This window comes from Marinobacter sp. DUT-1 (assembly GCF_050379415.1).
Classification (GTDB): Bacteria; Pseudomonadota; Gammaproteobacteria; order Pseudomonadales; family Oleiphilaceae; genus Marinobacter.
The window spans coordinates 164,937-182,414 of record NZ_JBNRLS010000003.1 but is presented as its reverse complement, the minus strand read 5'-3'; the positions used below and the strand labels follow the sequence as shown (position 1 = coordinate 182,414).

At 58.2% G+C, this 17,478-nt stretch carries 19 protein-coding genes and 1 riboswitch; of the genes, 10 read left to right on the top strand and 9 right to left on the bottom strand.

The window, feature by feature from the left end; genetic code table 11:
* Positions 1-18 precede the first annotated feature (18 nt).
* Genes ACQUTG_RS10865 through ACQUTG_RS10855 form a run of 3 tightly spaced genes read left to right on the top strand, consistent with a single transcriptional unit; the run spans position 19 to position 2,038 of the window.
* Positions 19-864 carry an Mrp/NBP35 family ATP-binding protein gene (locus ACQUTG_RS10865; protein WP_428919420.1) on the top strand — a complete coding sequence of 282 codons (846 nt, stop codon included), beginning with the start codon at positions 19-21 and terminating at the stop codon, positions 862-864.
* Positions 861-1,565 carry a biotin/lipoate--protein ligase family protein gene (locus ACQUTG_RS10860; RefSeq protein WP_428919419.1) on the top strand — a complete coding sequence of 235 codons (705 nt, stop codon included), beginning with the start codon at positions 861-863 and terminating at the stop codon, positions 1,563-1,565. The genes ACQUTG_RS10865 and ACQUTG_RS10860 overlap by 4 nt, the downstream gene beginning before the upstream one ends.
* Positions 1,562-2,038: a DUF6505 family protein gene (locus ACQUTG_RS10855; RefSeq protein WP_428919418.1), complete on the top strand. Its 477-nt coding sequence runs from the start codon at positions 1,562-1,564 to the stop codon at positions 2,036-2,038. Before ACQUTG_RS10860 ends, ACQUTG_RS10855 begins: the two co-directional genes overlap by 4 nt.
* Here ACQUTG_RS10855 and ACQUTG_RS10850 read toward each other — a convergent pair whose 3' ends face one another.
* The 7 genes from ACQUTG_RS10850 to ACQUTG_RS10820 all read right to left on the bottom strand — a co-directional run bounded on the left by ACQUTG_RS10850 (position 2,039) and on the right by ACQUTG_RS10820 (position 7,691).
* Entirely contained in the window at positions 2,039-3,286 is a 1,248-nt protein-coding gene (locus ACQUTG_RS10850) for a molybdopterin-binding protein (protein ID WP_428919417.1), read from the bottom strand.
* Positions 3,283-3,789 carry a molybdopterin-guanine dinucleotide biosynthesis protein B gene (mobB, locus tag ACQUTG_RS10845; protein WP_428919416.1) on the bottom strand — a complete coding sequence of 169 codons (507 nt, stop codon included), beginning with the start codon at positions 3,787-3,789 and terminating at the stop codon, positions 3,283-3,285. The genes ACQUTG_RS10850 and mobB overlap by 4 nt, the downstream gene beginning before the upstream one ends.
* Positions 3,786-4,373: a molybdenum cofactor guanylyltransferase MobA gene (mobA, locus tag ACQUTG_RS10840; protein WP_428919415.1), complete on the bottom strand. Its 588-nt coding sequence runs from the start codon at positions 4,371-4,373 to the stop codon at positions 3,786-3,788. Before mobA ends, mobB begins: the two co-directional genes overlap by 4 nt.
* Positions 4,366-5,235 (bottom strand): formate dehydrogenase accessory sulfurtransferase FdhD, encoded by an 870-nt coding sequence (locus ACQUTG_RS10835; protein ID WP_428919414.1) that lies wholly within the window; start codon positions 5,233-5,235, stop codon positions 4,366-4,368. The genes mobA and ACQUTG_RS10835 overlap by 8 nt, the downstream gene beginning before the upstream one ends.
* Before the next feature lie 178 nt (positions 5,236-5,413).
* Positions 5,414-6,220: a substrate-binding domain-containing protein gene (locus ACQUTG_RS10830; RefSeq protein ID WP_428919413.1), complete on the bottom strand. Its 807-nt coding sequence runs from the start codon at positions 6,218-6,220 to the stop codon at positions 5,414-5,416.
* Positions 6,221-6,252: 32 nt separating this feature from the next.
* Positions 6,253-6,996, bottom strand: coding sequence for an ATP-binding cassette domain-containing protein (locus tag ACQUTG_RS10825; RefSeq protein ID WP_428919412.1), 744 nt, complete (start codon positions 6,994-6,996; stop codon positions 6,253-6,255).
* Complete coding sequence (locus tag ACQUTG_RS10820) at positions 6,993-7,691, bottom strand: ABC transporter permease (RefSeq protein WP_428919411.1); 699 nt, start codon at positions 7,689-7,691, stop codon at positions 6,993-6,995. Before ACQUTG_RS10820 ends, ACQUTG_RS10825 begins: the two co-directional genes overlap by 4 nt.
* 116 nt (positions 7,692-7,807) lie before the next feature.
* Here ACQUTG_RS10820 and ACQUTG_RS10815 point away from each other — a divergent pair, with 116 nt between their 5' ends.
* Positions 7,808-8,692 carry a substrate-binding domain-containing protein gene (locus ACQUTG_RS10815; protein ID WP_428919410.1) on the top strand — a complete coding sequence of 295 codons (885 nt, stop codon included), beginning with the start codon at positions 7,808-7,810 and terminating at the stop codon, positions 8,690-8,692.
* Positions 8,693-8,733: 41 nt separating this feature from the next.
* Positions 8,734-9,858 (top strand): molybdate transporter family protein, encoded by a 1,125-nt coding sequence (locus ACQUTG_RS10810; RefSeq protein ID WP_428919409.1) that lies wholly within the window; start codon positions 8,734-8,736, stop codon positions 9,856-9,858.
* Here ACQUTG_RS10810 and ACQUTG_RS10805 read toward each other — a convergent pair.
* Together ACQUTG_RS10805 and ACQUTG_RS10800 are read right to left on the bottom strand one after the other, a co-directional pair.
* On the bottom strand, positions 9,855-11,231 hold the full coding sequence (locus tag ACQUTG_RS10805) for a sodium:solute symporter family transporter (RefSeq protein ID WP_428919408.1): 1,377 nt from the start codon (positions 11,229-11,231) through the stop codon (positions 9,855-9,857). The two genes, ACQUTG_RS10810 and ACQUTG_RS10805, sit on opposite strands and share 4 nt — an antisense overlap.
* Positions 11,221-11,331, bottom strand: a riboswitch (TPP riboswitch). (Overlaps the previous gene by 11 nt.)
* A gap of 224 nt (positions 11,332-11,555) precedes the next feature.
* A complete protein-coding gene (locus ACQUTG_RS10800) occupies positions 11,556-12,467 on the bottom strand; it encodes a LysR family transcriptional regulator (protein WP_428919407.1) in 912 nt (303 codons plus the stop codon).
* A gap of 330 nt (positions 12,468-12,797) precedes the next feature.
* Between ACQUTG_RS10800 and torT the strand changes: the two genes are divergently transcribed.
* From torT to ACQUTG_RS10775, 5 genes are read left to right on the top strand one after another with little or no spacing between them, the layout of a single operon-like run.
* A complete protein-coding gene (gene torT / locus ACQUTG_RS10795) occupies positions 12,798-13,871 on the top strand; it encodes a TMAO reductase system periplasmic protein TorT (RefSeq protein WP_428919406.1) in 1,074 nt (357 codons plus the stop codon).
* Between the two features lie 3 nt (positions 13,872-13,874).
* Positions 13,875-15,422: a sugar ABC transporter ATP-binding protein gene (locus tag ACQUTG_RS10790; protein ID WP_428919405.1), complete on the top strand. Its 1,548-nt coding sequence runs from the start codon at positions 13,875-13,877 to the stop codon at positions 15,420-15,422.
* The gene (locus tag ACQUTG_RS10785; protein ID WP_428919404.1) at positions 15,422-16,456 is read left to right on the top strand and encodes an ABC transporter permease; all 1,035 of its coding nucleotides are present in this window, start codon (positions 15,422-15,424) and stop codon (positions 16,454-16,456) included. The genes ACQUTG_RS10790 and ACQUTG_RS10785 overlap by 1 nt, the downstream gene beginning before the upstream one ends.
* A 12-nt stretch (positions 16,457-16,468) precedes the next feature.
* Positions 16,469-17,188 carry a LamB/YcsF family protein gene (locus ACQUTG_RS10780; protein WP_428919403.1) on the top strand — a complete coding sequence of 240 codons (720 nt, stop codon included), beginning with the start codon at positions 16,469-16,471 and terminating at the stop codon, positions 17,186-17,188.
* Between the two features lie 44 nt (positions 17,189-17,232).
* Entirely contained in the window at positions 17,233-17,472 is a 240-nt protein-coding gene (locus tag ACQUTG_RS10775) for an acetyl-CoA carboxylase (protein ID WP_410329715.1), read from the top strand.
* The last annotated feature ends 6 nt before the right edge of the window (positions 17,473-17,478 follow it).

The window sequence follows — 17,478 nt, the reverse complement described above, 5'->3', positions numbered from 1 at the left end:
AACCGGACAGGATGCAACATGGTCCAATACACCGAAGTAGGAAAAGACAACCTGATTGGTACCGACGCGCCCCGGCCACAGGACAAGAACCCGAGGGGCGTTGACCGCATTATTGCCATTGCCTCGGGCAAGGGTGGCGTGGGCAAGTCCACAGTGGCGTCGAATCTGGCGGTCTCTCTCGCCTCGAAAGGCCTGAAAGTGGGCCTGTTGGATGCGGACGTCTACGGCCCCAGCCAGCCTCGTATGCTGGGTGTTTCAGGTCGCCCGTCCAGCCCCGACGGCCATACCATCCTGCCGCTGCGTAATCATGGGGTGACCCTGATGTCCCTTGGTTTGATGGCCCCGGATGACGAAGCCATCGTCTGGCGCGGGCCCATGCTGATGGGTGCCCTGCAACAGATGATGAACCAGGTCGATTGGGGGCGGCTGGACGTGCTTCTGGTGGATCTTCCCCCGGGCACCGGTGACGTGCAGATGACCCTCAGTCAAAAATTCTTTGTTGCCGGCGCCATTGTGGTCTCAACGCCCCAGGACATTGCCCTGATGGACGCGCGCAAAGGCATCGATATGTTCAACCGAATGGATGTGCCGCTCTTTGGCTTGATCGAGAACATGGCCTCGTTTGTCTGTGATGGTTGCGGCAAAGAGCACCACCCGTTTGGATCCGGCGGCGCCCGTACTGAGGCAGAAAAACTCGGTGCACCCTTCCTCGGTGAGATCCCGCTTGACCTGGATATCCGGGTCGGGTCGGACGGTGGGGTCCCGATCGTGGTCTCGAAGCCGGATAGCCCGCAGGCGAGGGCCTTCCAGCGCATCGCAGATGAACTTATTGCCTCTGACCTCTACGCCCGGGCTATCCGATGATTGAGTCACCCCAGTTTCCGCCGTTGCTCACGGGCGAAGTGGTGCCCAGACATACGGATCCTTTTGACAAGGCGGTCAGCCGGGCCATCGCCGGGGTCGACTCAGGCACGATTTTTTACGCCGAGGCAGTCGACACCCTGCATGCAGCCCTGGTACTGGCGCCTGAATCGCCTCTGGAAGAGGCGATTCAGGCGGTCTATGTGGCCCAGATTGGCCTGGCTGAGAGCCTGGGCGCGCTGGCCCCGCCGGAAGTGCCCGTGCATTTTCAGTGGCCCGATCGCATCAAGGTCAATGGCGCGGTCTGTGGCAGCGTCCGCTTTGCAGCGGATGTGTCAGATCCCAAGGCCCATCCCAACTGGCTGGTCATCGGTATTGATGTTCCCTTTACCCATAGGAGCGGCGAGCCGGGTGCAAACCCGAATGAAACCTGCCTGCATGAGGAGGGCTGCGTCGAGATTACTCCCATGGCGTTACTGGAAAGCTGGTCCAAACACACCCTGTTGTGGCTGACTTACTTCATGGACAGCGGCTTCGAGCGGGTACACAACGAGTGGCGGCCTCGCTGTGACACCCTGGGTAAAATGATTGACTATCCGAAGCCCGGACTCTTTGTCGGGCTGGACGAGAAAGGCCGAATGCTGTTGCGTGAGGGTGTCATGACCGAGACTGTGAGTCTGATTGAATTTGCGGAGCACGTATGAAACTGGCACGAACCCTGCGGTTGGATGTATCCGATGACAATGTGTTCGAAAAGCCGGCCCCCAGCGGTGAATGGGCCATCTCGGGCGGGTTCGAATTTTCCAACTGGACCGAAGCGGAGTTGAAGGGCAAGGCCCGTCAGGCCTTCAGCAACGGTTGGTACAGCATAGAGTCCGGTGGCCGCGCCAGTTTTGTGGGCGTCTGTGACATCACTGAAGCCGAACTGGAGCAGCTGCGCCTGACCCTGGCGCAAACCTTTGTCGAGCACTACGGCGCGCCGGATATCGACGCGGCTTATCCCGTCGCCTGCGAAGAAATCGATCAGATGCGCAGCATGTGTGAGGACTTCGAGGATAACACCCTGCTGATGGTCAGCCGCAGGCTGACCGATCTGGGTGTTGAGGAAACCTACCGTTCCCGGGGTCCGCAGGATGCCTCGCTGGAAGCCTTTGCGGTACACGGCAGCTACGAGTAATTACAACCCGAAGCTGCCGTAGGGGATAAACCGAACGGGGGTTCCCGGCTCTATCTGTCGGGCGCTTTCGTCCAGATCCACCAGGCCTTCGGACCAGGCCAGACCGGTGACCCTGCCGGAGCCTTCGGAACCGAACACCTCAACCTGCCCGTTACGGACCCGGGCACGCAACATCTCGCTGCGCCCTGGCTTCTTGTTCTTGGAAAAATTGGCTGGGACGAGGTAGCCCTGGGGGTCGAACCATTCCCCCCCTGCCAATAGCGCCATTGCCGGTGCGCCAAAGCGCAGCGCGCAGACCCAGGCCGCAACAGGGTTGCCTGGCAAACCCACCACAGGCGTTCCTTTGAACATGGCCAGCGCCAGGGGGCGTCCCGGCTTGATCGCAATACGCCAGTTGCTGATCTCGCCATGGGCTTTCAGGGTTTTTGACACGTGATCCTCGTCCCCTGCGGAAACACCGCCACTGGTCAGGATCAGATCGCATTGCTCAGCGCCATGCTCCAACGCTGCCTTGACATCTTCGGCCCGGTCCAGCGCATGGCCCAGGTCCACCAGTTCATAGCCCAGCTGCGTTACCAGAGCGCTCAGCATCGGGCGGTTGGCATCGTAAATCTGCCAGTCGGTGACAGGGGAGCCGACGGGTTTCACTTCGTCACCGGTGGACAGGACGCCGACACGAAGCCTCTGATAGACATCGACCGATTCGACACCCACACTGGCGAGCACCGAGATCTGGGTAGGCGTCAGGCGGGTTCCGGCCGTGAGGATCCGGTCTCGGACGTCGATGTCCTCGCCGGCTTTACGCCGATTGGCTCCCGCCTTTAACGTGCCATTCAGATGGAGCTGGCCATCGATGACCTCGCAGTCCTCTTCCAGGACCACCGTGTCCGTGCCGGCCGGCATCACCGCGCCGGTCAGGATGCGTATCGCGTGGCCCTCGGGCACCGGCTCCATGTAGGGTTCACCGGCGGCACTGCGGCCGTCAACCAGCGGCATGGTGCAGGGCACCTCGGTCAGAGGTCCCGCAAACGCATAGCCATCGACCGCAGAATTGCTGCTGGGAGGATGGGCGCGAGGCGCGTGGACATCGCTGGCCAGTATCCGGCCATTGAGCTGTGACAGCGGGACAGCACGATCCACGCCCACCACTGGATGCAAGCGCGAACGTAACCGCTCCAGGGCCTCGTCCACTGGCGTCCAGTTCACCCCGGGGGGCAGGGCAAAACAGTCGTTACGAAGCTGGTTCATGGTTTCTCCGTCCGTGACTCTCTCGGGCTCAGAATGAAATCCACAATCCCGGATACATCGTTCAGCTCAAAACAGGGGCCCGCAAAATCAGGAGCATAGTCCGTCGCTACGGCAATGATATTGGCATCTTCCCGGTAAAGGGGTGAACGGGAAGACGCCTGCCGGTGCACTTCAATCTTGGGGTGTGCGTGGGTCTTGAACCCCTCGACCACCACCCAGTCGCAGGGGCCCAATCGGGCCAGCAATTCGTCCAGCGTCGGCTCCTTGGCTCCCCGGAGTTCGTGCATGATAGCAAAGCGTTGACCGCCGGCCAGGATGACTTCCCGGGCACCGGCATCACGGTGCTTGTAGCTGTCTGTTCCGGGCTGATCCACATCCACCATGTGATGGGCGTGCTTGATCGAGTTGACGGTTAACCCTCTGCTGGATAATTCACGAATCAATGCGCTGGCCAGCGTGGTTTTTCCTGAATTTTTCCAGCCTACGATGCCTATAACGTTCACTTCAGATGCTGCTCCGCCCAGGCCAGATCTTCCGGCGTGTTGATGTTGAAAAAGTCACCCTCATCAAAAATCACCAGCGTTTCACCCTGGGCTTGTGTCCACTGGCGGATCTTGCGTACACCGTCATTCAGGGCGGCTCGAAGATCATGCCGCAACGCAACCTGCCAACGGCCAAAGGTCGGTTGAGGTACCCGGCCACGTTCCGGATCCGGTGTCGCCGCCAGGACCACCGGAGTATCGTATTCGGAAAATCGTTCGACCAGGTCCAGAGGGAATGAGGGGGTATCGGCGGCGACACTGATCAGCCAGTCATGGCCCTGCTCGGCAGCCCAGTCCATGCCCGCCAGCACGCCCGCCAAAGGGCCCGCATAGCCGGGGACCGAGTCGGCGACCACGGGCAACTCCAGATCCTCGAAACGGCTCAGGTCCCCGTTGGCATTCAACACCACGGCGTCCACCTGCGGCGTGATTCGATCGATGACGCGCTGGATCAGGGACCGATCGCCCAACATCAACCGGCCTTTATCACCACCGCCCATGCGGTTTGCCTGGCCGCCGGCCAGGATGACGGCGCACTCAGTCATGCTCTGCCCCTTTTCGACGCATTTTCCTGTCTTCATCGGGAACCTGCGACAGGTCCTGATCGAACACCAGACGGTGCTGGCCGCTGAGGCAGGTGAATTTCTTGCCTCGCATCCGCCCGATCAGCGTCAATCCGACCTGCCGGGCAATATCGACGCCCCAGGCGGTGAAACCGGATCGGCTGATCAGGGTCGGGATCCCCATCAGGGAGGTCTTGATCACCATTTCGGAGGTCAAGCGGCCGGTGGTGTAGAGGACTTTGTCGGCCGCAGAAATGTTGTTCTGGTGCATCCAGCCTGCAATTTTGTCGACGGCGTTGTGGCGCCCGACATCTTCCATATAGGCCAGGATTTCCCGACCCTGGCAGAGGGCCGTGCCATGAATGGCGCCGGTTTCCATGTACAGGCTGGGCGTGTGGTTGATCTGGTAGGAGAGATCGTAGAAGGTGCTGGTGTGCACCGGAGTATCCGGTAGTGATAACCCTTCAAGTCCCGCCATCATGTCTCCGAAGACCGTTCCCACTGCACAGCCGGAGGTCCGGGTTTTCTTTTCCAGCTTGTCCTCGACATCGGTCACACCAGCAGTGCGAACCACAGCGACTTCGAGCTCTTCGTCATAGTCGATCCTGGTGACCTGATCGGTCTCCTTCAGCATGCCCTGATTGAGAAGAAAGCCCAGTGCCAGATACTCCGGGTGATCGCCGATGGTCATGGCGGTGACGATTTCCTGGCTGTTCAGGTAGATGGTCAAGGGGCGCTCTTCGATCACACTGATCGATTTACCCTGACCGGTTTCATCAACCCCCTCTACTGCGCGGGACAGCCGGGGGTGTTTAGGATCGGGAAGTATGGGTTCAATCGTCATTATTTACAGCCGTTTTATGGACGCCGCAGAGGAATAGTTACGGTTACTGTCAGAGATTAGCCTATTTGCCAGTCGGGAAAAACAGCTGCTTACTGCCAATAAAAAACCCCAGCATTGCTGAGGTTTTTGCTGCCTGAAAAAAGCAGGGGCCAGTTCAGGGCCTCTTACTCCAGAAGACCTACTTCGCGTTGGGGAAAAACAGCTGTTGTCCGTCCACCTTGAAGTCGGCAATCGCTTGTTGGCCATCCTCGGAGATCAGCCAGTTGTGCCACTGCTTGGCCAGATCGTGCTTGAGGTGCGGATGCTTCTCTTCGGAGAGCAGCAGGCTACCGTACTGGTTGAACATCGACCTGTCGCCGGAAAACAGCAGTTTCAGGTTCTGAGGGTTTTCAAAGGCCACCCAGGTGGCGCGGTCGGACATCACGTAGGCATCCATGGCCGCGGCGGTGTTGAGCGTTTGTCCCATGCCGCTGCCCAACTCGCGATACCAGTCTCCGTCCGGTTCGACGCCGGCGTTTTCCCAGAGGCGCAACTCGGCACGATTGGTGCCGCTGTCATCACCCCGTGAAGCGAACAGTGCCTCGGCTTTGGCGATCGCCGCGAACGCCTCGGCGGCACTTTGCGCTTTACGGATATTTGCCGGATCATCAGCAGGGCCGATCAACACGAAGTCGTTGTACATGACATCGGCTCGTTCGCTTGCAAATCCGTTTTCGACAAAGCGCTGCTCGCCGGCGGTGTCGTGCACCAGAAGGCTATCGGCGTCACCACGGCGGGCGATTTCAAACGCCTGACCGGTGCCCACCGCCACCACCCGTACTTCGATCCCGGTGGCGTCTTCAAACTTCGGTAAAATGGAGCCGAACAGCCCCGAGTTCTCGGTCGAGGTTGTTGAGGCCAGGGTGATGTAGTCCTCGGCGTGAGCGCTGAAAGTCAGGCCGAAGCTGGTTATGCCCGCAAGTACGAGGTTTAGCGTCCTGTTCATATTGTTTTCTCCTGTTGCAGATGAAAGCCGACCTATTCGACCAGTTCTCCGGTAATAAACGCCTGCGCCTCTGGCGAGACGGGCGCGTCAAAAAAAGCTTCAGCAGGGGTGTGCTCGCGAACTTTTCCGCCAGAGAGAAACAGTACATCTCCGGCAAGGCGTCTGGCCTGGTGGATATCGTGGGTGGTCATCACGATGCGCGTCCCGCGCTGGTGAAACTCCCGCACTGCGGCCTCCACGGCCTTGATCGCCGCCGGGTCGAGGGCAGAGGTGGGTTCATCCAGGAACAGCACCTGAGGAGACAGCACCCAGGCGCGCGCCAGTGCCAGTCGCTGCTGCTGGCCGCCGGAGAGCACGCGCGCGGGCGTATTGGCGCAGGCGGCCAGGCCAAAACGTTCGAGTGCATCAAACGCGAGCTTCGCACGTTCCCTGCGCGGGACGTTGTTCACCGCCAGTGCGTGAATGAGGTTGGCCACGGCCGAGCGGCGCAAAAGTACCGGTTGCTGGAACACCATTGCCTGGCGGGGACGGCCTTCACCTGACCACGCCACCCTTCCTTGAGTGGGTGAGATCAAACCGTGAGCCAGCCGCAGCAAAAGACTTTTGCCCGCCCCGTTGGGCCCCATCACCAGGGTAGGACCGATGCTCTCCAGAGAGAATGAACAGGGTCCCAAAAGTTCTTTTTCCTCGTGGCTGTAGGCGACGCCGTGAAAGGACAGGGACGGCGCTGAAAGAAGGGCAGACGAAGCGAGGAGTGGAGCGTTCAAAGAGGTCATCCTGTCCTCCTTCTGGTCAGTTCACCCACCATATAGGCGCCTGCGTTAATCAGCATGACCAGCGTCAGCAACACAATGCCCAATCCCAGTGCCAGGGGCAGATTGCCCTTGCCGGTTTCCAGCACAATGGCTGTCGTCATAACCCGGGTGACCCCGTCAATGTTGCCACCCACCATCATCACCGCGCCTACTTCGGCACTGGCGCGGCCAAATCCGGCGAGCAGAACGGTCAATAGCGCAAAGCGGGCGTCCCACAGCAGGGTGGGCATCATGCGTCCCCGTGACATGCCCAGTGACATAAACTGCTCGCGGTATTCGCCCAGCATTTCTTCAACTTTCTGGCGTGAGAGCGCGGCCAGAATCGGCAACACCAGCAGCACCTGCGCAATGACCATGGCACCCGGTGTAAACAGAAGGCCCCATTCACCCAGTGGCCCGGCGCGCGAGAGCAGTAGATATACCATGAGCCCTGCCACCACCGGAGGCAGCCCCATCAGGGCATTGAGCACGACAATTACCCCGCCACGCCCGGGAAAACGCCACAGTGCTATCGCGGCCCCAAGGGGAAACCCCAGCACAGCCGCAATCAGGACCGCCAGAAGCGAAACCTGCAGCGACAGCACCACGATCTGAAACAGCGCGGCGTCGAGGTTGAACAGTAACGACAACGCCACATAGAACGCATTATTTTCCACAGCTGCGTCTCCTTTATATTGAGCATCGTGGCGTTTCTGACTACGCTTTGCACAGTCTGCTGAAAAATATGCAGCTAAAAACAGTCCTGTGCTTTCCTGGCCAGTAGGAGAGATTGATGCCCCTTCCCGCTTACCTCACCACGGCTGAAGCCGCCGAATATCTGCGCCTGAAGGAGCGCAAAGTCTACGATCTGGTCAGCCAGGGCGTGATTCCCTGTGTTCGGGTGACGGGAAAGCTTTTGTTTCCGCGTCAGCGTATAGATCTGTGGTTGATGAACCATCTGGAGGGTGACGATGCCGTCAGTTCTCCGACCCCGCCGGTCCTGGCCGGCAGCCAGGATCCGCTGTTGGAGTGGGCGGTGAAGGAGAGCGGCGCGGAGCTGGCGTTGCTTTGTCAGGGAAGCGGTGATGGCGTACAGCGATTGATCGACGGGCGCGCGATGCTTGCCGGGATGCATATCTGGCATGCTGAAGCTCAGCGTTACAATGACCCTGTCACGTTGGGGCTGAGCGGGATGCGCGATCTGGTACTGATTCGGTGGGCCAAACGCCAGCAGGGGCTTCTTCTGGCGGCCGATAACCCCCATCGACTTGCGCGGCTTGAGGATATCGCCCGCCCCGGCATACGTCTCGCGCATCGCCAGCCGGATGCCGGTGTCAGTCATCTGCTGCAGGGCTTGCTCGCCAGCCATCGTATCGATGCAGAGCAGCTTACATGGGCCGCGCACCCGTCGCTCAGCGAGGACGATCTGGCTTTGGCCATACGCCAAGGCGAAGCGGATATCGGCCTGGGAATCGAAGCTGCGGCGCGGCGCCAGGGGCTGGCGTTTATTCCTTTGCAGCAGGAGCATTTTGATCTGGCCATGCGCCGGCGCCACTACTTTGAGCCGGCCATGCAGCGCCTGCTGGCGTTTGCCGGCAGCGAGCGTTTCGTCCAGCGCGCCGAGGCGTTGGGTGGTTATGACATCAGTGAACTGGGACGGGTCGTGTATAACGCCTGATTGGCGCTAACAATAACTAGACGGGTGACTCGGGAGCCGGCATGCCTTCAGCCCGAAAAGATCTGGTAAATGAGGTCAGTGGAGCACTGGGTGATATAGGCACCCTGCTGCCGCTGAGCCTTGGGGCTATAGGCGTGGCAGGATTGGCTCCGGTGCCCGTGCTGCTGGGCTTTGCCGCATTCTACATTGCAACGGGATTGTATTATCGTCTGCCGATACCAGTGCAGCCCATGAAGGCGGTTGCAGCATTATTGCTCACCACCCAGGTGACGTCCCAGAGCCTGATCGCCAGTGGGGTGCTGATCGGGGCGATATTGTTACTGCTGGGTTCAACCGGATGGATTAACCGGGTGGCCCGTCTGGTACCCGGATCGGTGTTGAGTGGCCTTCAGCTGGGGCTGGGATTGTTGCTGGCCTATATGAGTCTGGGATTGATGGCCACATCCTGGCTGCTGGGCGTGGTCACCTTGGTGTTCCTGGTCTTTACGTTAAAGGTGTTGCCAAACTGGCCAGCGGCGCTGATAGGACTCGGCGGGGCTGTGGCAATCGGTGCAGTGCTGGGGGCGCCGGGGCTCTCGCTTCCTGTCATCGATTCGGTTGCGTTCAGATTGCCTGGATTTCCGGGCATGGACGAATGGCAACAAGCCTTTTCAGTGTTGGTGTTACCCCAGTTGGCCCTCACGATCACCAACGCCATCGTATTGACGGCTCTGGTTGCTGGGGATTGTTTCGGCGAGCAATCGAGTCGCGTTTCGCCGGCCAGACTTTCAGTGACTACCGGCCTGGGCAATCTCTTCCTGGTTCCGTTTGGTGCCTTACCCATGTGTCACGGGGCCGGTGGCGTGGCAGCGCATTATCGCTTCGGCGCCCGGACCGGCCTGGCTCCCATCCTTTTAGGAACGGGCTTGCTCCTGGTCGCTTTCTTACCGGGCGGCCTCTCAGTCATAGCGGCAATTCCGACCGCCGGTCTTGGCGCCTTGTTGCTGGTCGCCGCCGTGGAGCTGGCTGCGTCGAAACGTCTCTGGACAGCCAAGCCGTCCTGTTGGCCTGTCATCGCAATAACCGCGCTGGTGACTGTCTGGGTCGACCCGTTTTTCGGGCTTCTGGCCGGCGTGGCTTCGGAAACGGTTCGGGCGGCATTGGTGCGTAGACAGAAGATTGCCTAGTGTCCCGTCCGGCGGCGCTGCACCGTCGTTAGCAGCAGCGTAACTCCGCCCGAAGCCACGATTGCCCCGGCAAACGGCGCCAGTGTCGGCACGCCACCGGGGAAACTGGCAATCTGGAGAGCTTCACCGAGACTGCCGCCCACGATCCAGCCCGGCAAAATCGCCCCGGCGACTCCGGCCAACACACCGCTTAACGCAGCGGTTGTTGATACCCGGGGCCAAAGTCCCATCAGAATGGGAATGATGGCCGTTGCGCACAGCAGATCGGCAATCAGGAACAGCCGCAGAACCGACGCACCCTGCAAGGCTATCACCACAACCGGCACCATCAGGGCCACCGTTACCCAGCGCGCGCCGGCGAGTGTCAGGCCCGCTTTTTCAGCGACCGCCAGGGAGGCAATGCCGTTCTGGAGGGTATCCACGGACGATGCGACCAAAGTGACGGCCAATACCAGCGCGACCGCGCCCAACCATTGCGGTGCTTCATTTATCAGGGCAAAAAACGGAATGGGCGGTTGCCCCAGTTCAAGCCCGGCCATGGCAGCGCTCATCCCGAGGCCACCCACGACCGCAACCACAACGATGGTGGTGCCACCGCCGAGGAGGGCGCCTTTCCACAGTGAGCTGCTGTCCCGTGCGGCCCAGACCCGTTGCCAGTAGCCCTGATGAAAGAGGTTGGCCGCGGTTACCGCGAGCACCAGGGTAAGGGCGACACTGACCGCGCTCCAGAAGGGAATGCCCGGCAATTTGGCCGACTCCGACATGGCAGGCAGGTGTTTCCAGTCTACAAAAAGCACCGCAGCCAGCAGCGCCATCAACAGCAATGCCTGCCAGCGGTCGGTGGCCAGACTGGCCCGTAATCCGCCCCAGGTGGTGTAGACCAGTGTCGTGACCGCGACACCAATAATGACGATCTGACCATTGAGGTCAGACAGCAGTCCGGTGATTGCGCCAATGGCTGTGAGCTCCGCGGCCAGAAAGCACGACATGTACAAAACCGAGATCAACGAGACCCAGCGGCGCATACCTTTACCGAAGCGACTTTCGGCAAACTCGCTGATGCTGCGCCCTTCGGGCATTTGCCGGCGAATGACGGGGCCGAGCATGGCGAAGACGATAAAAGGCAATGCCGCCCCCAGGGCGTAGCCGGCCAGTGCCACCGGGCCAACAAAGGCGCCCACTTCCGGTGGCGCAAAGAGGATCCAGGCGCCCATGCCTGACGCCAGAAAGGAAAGGCCAATGGTGGTCGCGCCCTGACTGTTGCGGGCGGTCATGTAGTCGTCAATGCCGTTGGCTGTTTGACGGGCACGCAAGCCCAGCCAACCGAACAGGCACAATGCCGCCACAATGGCGGCCATCTGGGTCATCATCATGTCGCGCTTCCTCCGCCGGAATGATCCGGATCAGGTTCCAGGGTCTGCCGAAGGCACTCTCAGCCCCGGCTGTGTTGCCGGGACTCCCCTGTCGACTGGAACTGTCTGTGTGTGGTGTTGAATGCGTAGCCGGTGGGTAACGGCCATCAGGCATCCATTTAAACTGTCAGCGGCATGGTAAAGATAGGGCCGGCTCTGAGCAACTGGAGGGTGCTGGGCATCAAGCGAATCTCAGGAAACCAGGTCACTGGCTTTTCAGTGAGGCTGACGAGGGCCTGGTAGTGATCATGGTTAGTAAAAACTTATAAACCATCGATGATGCGCTCAACGCATATCTGGCTCCTCACCTATGTGCATAAATTCCCGAAAAGCGGAAACGGCCGTGTTTTGCTCGATATTGGTGGCCCAGGCGAGTCCGACGTCCATTGTCGGTATCCGGTCGACCAGAGAGGTCACCTCGACGCGGCGTCCGTCGAGCGACCAGGGGCGATAAATCATGTCGGAGAGGATCGTGACGCCCATGCCGCTGGCAACCATTGAGCGCACGGCTTCAACGGAACTCGTTCTGAAAATTGTATGAGGTCGATAGTTCGTGCGATTCCAGTAGCGCTGTGTGGTGTTACTGGCTTCGTCAACCGTCAGCATAATGTAGGGTTGGGCAGCAACATCGGCCAGAGAGATTGATGGCAGCTCGAGAAGAGGGTGGTTCGCCGACAACCAGAGCCTGCGGCGTGATTGCAGCAAGGTCTCGTAGGATATTCCCTCCTGATCGACAATATTAGAGGTGAGCATCACTGCAAGATCGAATTCACCAGATGCAAGCCCATCTTCGATCGCAGTTCGCGAAGCTTCAGTCAACTGAAGGTCCACGTGGGGAAATACACGAAGGAACCGCTCAATGTAGGTTGGAATATAGTAGCCAGCAACCGTGTATGTCATTGCTAAACGAAGAGTGCCCTTAACGTCATCACGCAAGCGGCGTGGAGATGTGACGGCCTCCTCCACCACAGCCATTATTCGTCGGGCGTGATCGTAAAAGATATTGCCCTCATAGGTCAGGGCTACTCCCCCGGCATGTCTCGCGAGGAGCGGGGTGCCGACGATTTCCTCAAGCTGTTTTACTGCCGTTGTCACTGCAGATTGGGACACATTCAGTTCGAGAGCTGCGCGTGAAATCTGTCCCAAGTTCGCGACCGCAATGAAGTAACGGATCTGACGGATCGTAGGTGTATTCATAAAATTTATAGTAGCTATTCATTTAAAAGATTGAAAAATAAACCCTAATTTAAGTGTGGTTATAAAGCTACCCACATCATGATGCCTCTTTCCTAAATAATATATCTTTAAATCAATGCTTTATGAGTGATCCTGTGGCGCGCGAACTACCCGTTCATGCCCGAGCTCGCCGCGAAAGCTCTCCAATCAGTGTATCGTTTTAACAGATATTTGGACACTGAAAATCGTATTATACAAATTTGCTGTCTCATTTTATGGTTGTTTTAACGTCTTTCCAGAGGGGATTGGCGTTGGGGCAGCAGAGCTCCTTTCACATTAGGAGAAACAATAATGAAAAAATTTCTCAGCGCATCAGCTGCGACGATGGCAATGACGATTGCCTTTTCCAGCAGCGCAATGGCCGAAACCTGGTACCCATATCCTGTCGAAGTCTGGACTCCCCCCTTCAACATGGATAGCCCACGCAGCAAGACAGATTACGAACCACTCGCCGAAGCCTCGCAGAAATGGAATCTCTGCGTTTCTTTCCCGCACATGAAGGATGCTTACTGGCTTGGCGTCAATTACGGCATCACCGAAGAGGCCAAGAGGCTCGGTGTGGCCGCCACTGTGACGGACGCGGGTGGCTACACGAACCTCAACACTCAAATCTCGCAGATCGAGGATTGCGTTTCCGCAGGTGCGGATGCCGTTATTATCGGCGCCATCGCCTATGACGGGCTTAACAACCTGGTCGCTGAGATCAATGAAAACGGTATCCCGGTCATCGACGTTATCAACGGAATGTCGTCCGACCAGCTCTCAGCCAAGTCGTTGGTATCCTTTGGCGAAATGGGCGCCAAGGCTGGTGAATTCCTGGCTGAACTGCATCCTGCGGGTGGGGAGTCAGCGAAAGTCGCCTGGTTCCCGGGTCCCGCTGGTGCCGGTTGGGTAGAAGCAGGAAATGCCGGTTTCCTGGGCGCGGTAGAGGGTTCAGCGATCGAGATGGTAGAAACAAAATACGGCGACACCGGTAAGGAAGCCCAAGCCAGGCTCGTCGAGGATACTCTCCAGACCTATCCCGATCTTGACTACATTGTCGGCACTGCGGTCACAGCAGAAGCGGCTATTCCAATCCTCCGCTCAAGGGGGCTGGCAGATAAAATAAAGGTAGTGTCCTACTATTATGCTCCGGGTGTTGATCGGGGTATCGCCCGTGGCCAGATCCTTGCTGCACCAACCGATTCCACCGTCATTCAGGGGCGCATCGCTGTCGACCAGGCCGTTCGGATACTGGAAGGCAAGGATTATCTCAAGCACGTCGGTCCTGAGCTCTATGTGGTAACACAGGAAAACTACGACGAGTTTGACGCGGCTTCGACTCTGGCACCAAACGGCTTCCGCCCAGTTTTCTCGGTAAAGTAAGCCATGTTGAATTCAATCAACAAACAGCAGGGTCGTGAGGAGGCGGGGGGAACCCCGCTCCTCCAGACCCGGGCCATTACCAAGGAGTATCCTGGCGTCCGGGCGCTTGATGGCGTGGATTTCGAACTGCTTGCCGGCGAAGTGCATGTGCTCTTTGGAGAGAATGGTGCAGGAAAATCGACCCTGATTTCCATTCTGGCTGGTGCGAACCAGCCGACCACCGGCCAAATCTCTTTCAAAGGCATGCCGGTGACACTGGCTTCGGTTCACGACGCTCGCTCTCTCGGTATTTCGGCGGTTTTCCAGGAATTTTCACTGATCTCTCAGATGACTGTGGAGGAGAATCTGTTTCTCGGAGCCGAGCCCAGACGAGCTGGATTGCTCGACCGCGCCCGCATCAGTAAAGAGGCAAAGGAAACGCTTGATGAGCTTGGCTTCGCATTGAGGCCCGACCAGCGGGTGGATTGCCTCACCCGTGCAGAGCAGCAGATGGTTGAGATCGCCAAGGCATTTCGTTCTGAACTGCAGGTTTTGATTCTTGATGAACCTACGGCCTCTCTCACCACACATGAGACTGACCAGTTGTTCGAATTGATCGGCGGTTTGAAGAAACGCGGGGTCGGGGTCATCTACATCACCCACCGAATGGCCGAGATTCGCCGTATCGCTGATCGGATTACTGTTCTGCGCGATGGTCGCTATATCGAAACTGTCAAGGCGGCGGACGCGACGGAAGATGATCTGGTGCAGCTCATGACCGGTCGCGTGGTTGGCGCCATCTTTCCGGAGCTGAACCTGGATGCGTCGGGCGATGTCGTGCTCGACGCCAGGAATGTCACAACAAACGACGGTTTGGTGGCTGACGCCTCGCTGACTGTCAGGGCGGGTGAGATTGTCGGCATGGCCGGCCTGGTTGGGTCGGGAAAATCGGAGATGATGCAGGCGTGCTTCGGTGCACTGGCAATCCGCTCCGGGACGGTCACGCTGGCCGGCCAGGACATCACGGGCCACACACCAAAACGCAATATACGCGATGGCTTCCTTTACTTACCCGCCGATAGGCGCCATGAAGGCCTGATGATGATGCGCTCGGTGCGCGAGAATGTTGCACTCGCTTCACTCGACATCGAGCCATTCTCAAAAGGTTGTTTCATCAATAGTGGTGGCGAAAAAAGGGCAGTCGAAGCACTTACCACACGGCTCAACCTGTCGCCGCCGCTGATTGAACGTACGGTTGAACACTTTTCCGGTGGCAACCAGCAAAAGGTGATGCTCGCCAGGGCCCTGACCCGCAAATATGACCTGATCGTCTTCGACGAACCAACGGTCGGCGTCGATGTCGGCACACGCGCTTCCATTTATGAGTTTATTGTGGAACTCGCACGCGGTGGCGTGGCCATCGTCATTATCTCGTCCGACCTGCCTGAAATACTTCATCTTACGACCCGCGCCTACGTTTTTTACCAGGGACGGACTCAGGCCGAACTTCAGGCCGATCAACTCACTGAAGAGAAGGTGCTTGCCCATTTCTTCGAAAAGGAGGCCTGTTAATGGCTGAGCAATCTGTTACTGCGCCGAACGCACCGGCTATCGGCGGCATTGGGAACTTAACCAAGCGCGTGTTCGTGAAGCTCGGCATTCTGCCCTTTCTTCTGTTCATCGCCATGGTGGTGTTCTCGCTGTTGTCGGACAACTTCCTCACGTTGCAGAACCTGATGAACGTGCTTCGCCAATCGGTCTACCTGATGATTGTTGCACTAGGCCAAATGATGGCTCTGCTCACCGGGGGCTTTGACCTGTCGGTTGGCACTGCTCTGGCACTGAGTTCAGTGGTCGGGGCCATGGTTATGGCTGCCGTCTTCTCCATCGCACCCGACATGGTCTGGCTGGCAATCGCACTTGGTTGTTTGTCCGGCATTCTGGCAGGCGTCACGATCGGTATCGTGAACGGTGCCGGCGTCGCCTTCTTCAATGTATCGCCTTTCATGGTGTCGCTTGGCATGGCGTCGGTCGGTTTCGGTGTCGCACTCTATCTGACCGGTGGCGTGCCTGTTTACGGCATGCCACGGGCCTTCAGCGACACCTTTGGCTATGGTTCCCTGTTCGGTATACCCGCACCGGTCTTTGTCGCTGCATTGCTGGTGTTCGCGCTATATGTGTTCCTCTACCGCACGCCCAACGGTCGGTACTTCTATGCTGTCGGAGGGAACCTGAAGGCTGCCTCACTATCAGGCATCAATACCAAAGCCACGCTGTTTTTCACCTATGTGCTGAGCGCTCTCTTTGCAGCCATTGCCGGCATGCTTTTGACGGCGCGTATTGATACCGGTGAAGCCAACATTGGTGCTTCGATGCCATTGGAATCCATTGCCGCTTGCGTCATAGCCGGGGTCAGTCTCCGAGGTGGCGTGGGACGCCTTGAAAGCGTCGTCCTCGGTGCCCTGTTCATCGGCCTGATTCAGAACGGCATGAACCTGGCGCAAATCGAATCCTACTTACAAACCGTCGTGCTCGGCATTCTGCTGATACTGGCGGTCATCGCAGACCAGATCAGGCTTCGGTACGTTGCCTCTCTCAAGAATTAAGGAGCACAAACGATGCATGTAGATGTGAATTGTGACATGGGCGAAAGCTTTGGCCTTTACAGGATGGGTGACGACGAAGGCATGATGCCGTATATCACCCAGGCCAACATAGCGTGCGGTTTCCATGGCTCCGACCCTAACCACATGCGCAGCACCGTAGAACTGGCACGCAAGAATAACGTCAAGATTGGTGCACATTTCTCACTACCGGATCTGCCCGGGTTTGGTCGGCGGGAAATGAAGATTGGCCGTGAGGAAATGGCCAATATCATCCTCTATCAGATCGGCGCACTGAAGGGCTTCCTGGACGCCAGTGGTGTGGCCCTGTCGCATCTCAAACCACACGGCGCACTCTATGGCATGGCAGCGCGCATGGAGCACATCGCCCATGCCGTTGCTGATGCCGCCGAAGTCTATGGAGTGCCTGTGCTGGGACTTGCTGGCACCCAGCACGAAAAGGTTTACAAGGAAAGAGGAATCCCCTTCCTGGCAGAGTTTTATGCCGATCTGGAATATGATGATAACGGAAATCTGATCATTACGCGGTCGCACAGCGAGGTCGACCCCGGATATGCGGCATCGCGCGTTCTCGAGGCTATGCGCAATGGCAAAGTGGATAGCGTCAACGGCAAGTCACTGCCTGTGCGCGCCGGAACCGTTTGTGTCCACTCTGACACACCCAATGCCCTTGACGTTGCCAAGGCAGTCAATGAAGCAATCAAACAGCTATAAACGGCTTGAGACAGCACCACAATAACAATCAGGAGACACTACCGATGGCTAAGCATGAAGTGAAATCCCCAATCCCGGGAACATTCTATCGTAAACCGGCACCGGACCAGGCCGCCTACCGCGAAGTTGGCGATACCGTCACCAAAGGCGACACCATCGGTCTTGTCGAGGTCATGAAAACCTTCCATGAAGTGAAAGCGGATGCCGACGGAACGATTGCCGACTTTCCGGTCAGTGACGGTGAACCCGTTATGGCAGGGCAGGTTATTGCCGAGCTGAACTGAGGTCAT

Coding starts and splice junctions, on each gene's coding strand:
- ACQUTG_RS10865 (WP_428919420.1), top strand. CDS start 19: ATGGTCCAATACACCGAAGTAGGAAAAGACAACCTGATTGGTACCGAC.
- ACQUTG_RS10860 (WP_428919419.1), top strand. CDS start 861: ATGATTGAGTCACCCCAGTTTCCGCCGTTGCTCACGGGCGAAGTGGTG.
- ACQUTG_RS10855 (WP_428919418.1), top strand. CDS start 1,562: ATGAAACTGGCACGAACCCTGCGGTTGGATGTATCCGATGACAATGTG.
- ACQUTG_RS10850 (WP_428919417.1), bottom strand. CDS start 3,286: ATGAACCAGCTTCGTAACGACTGTTTTGCCCTGCCCCCCGGGGTGAAC.
- mobA (WP_428919415.1), bottom strand. CDS start 4,373: ATGACTGAGTGCGCCGTCATCCTGGCCGGCGGCCAGGCAAACCGCATG.
- ACQUTG_RS10835 (WP_428919414.1), bottom strand. CDS start 5,235: ATGACGATTGAACCCATACTTCCCGATCCTAAACACCCCCGGCTGTCC.
- ACQUTG_RS10830 (WP_428919413.1), bottom strand. CDS start 6,220: ATGAACAGGACGCTAAACCTCGTACTTGCGGGCATAACCAGCTTCGGC.
- ACQUTG_RS10825 (WP_428919412.1), bottom strand. CDS start 6,996: ATGACCTCTTTGAACGCTCCACTCCTCGCTTCGTCTGCCCTTCTTTCA.
- ACQUTG_RS10815 (WP_428919410.1), top strand. CDS start 7,808: ATGCCCCTTCCCGCTTACCTCACCACGGCTGAAGCCGCCGAATATCTG.
- ACQUTG_RS10810 (WP_428919409.1), top strand. CDS start 8,734: ATGCCTTCAGCCCGAAAAGATCTGGTAAATGAGGTCAGTGGAGCACTG.
- ACQUTG_RS10805 (WP_428919408.1), bottom strand. CDS start 11,231: ATGATGATGACCCAGATGGCCGCCATTGTGGCGGCATTGTGCCTGTTC.
- ACQUTG_RS10800 (WP_428919407.1), bottom strand. CDS start 12,467: ATGAATACACCTACGATCCGTCAGATCCGTTACTTCATTGCGGTCGCG.
- torT (WP_428919406.1), top strand. CDS start 12,798: ATGAAAAAATTTCTCAGCGCATCAGCTGCGACGATGGCAATGACGATT.
- ACQUTG_RS10790 (WP_428919405.1), top strand. CDS start 13,875: ATGTTGAATTCAATCAACAAACAGCAGGGTCGTGAGGAGGCGGGGGGA.
- ACQUTG_RS10785 (WP_428919404.1), top strand. CDS start 15,422: ATGGCTGAGCAATCTGTTACTGCGCCGAACGCACCGGCTATCGGCGGC.
- ACQUTG_RS10780 (WP_428919403.1), top strand. CDS start 16,469: ATGCATGTAGATGTGAATTGTGACATGGGCGAAAGCTTTGGCCTTTAC.
- ACQUTG_RS10775 (WP_410329715.1), top strand. CDS start 17,233: ATGGCTAAGCATGAAGTGAAATCCCCAATCCCGGGAACATTCTATCGT.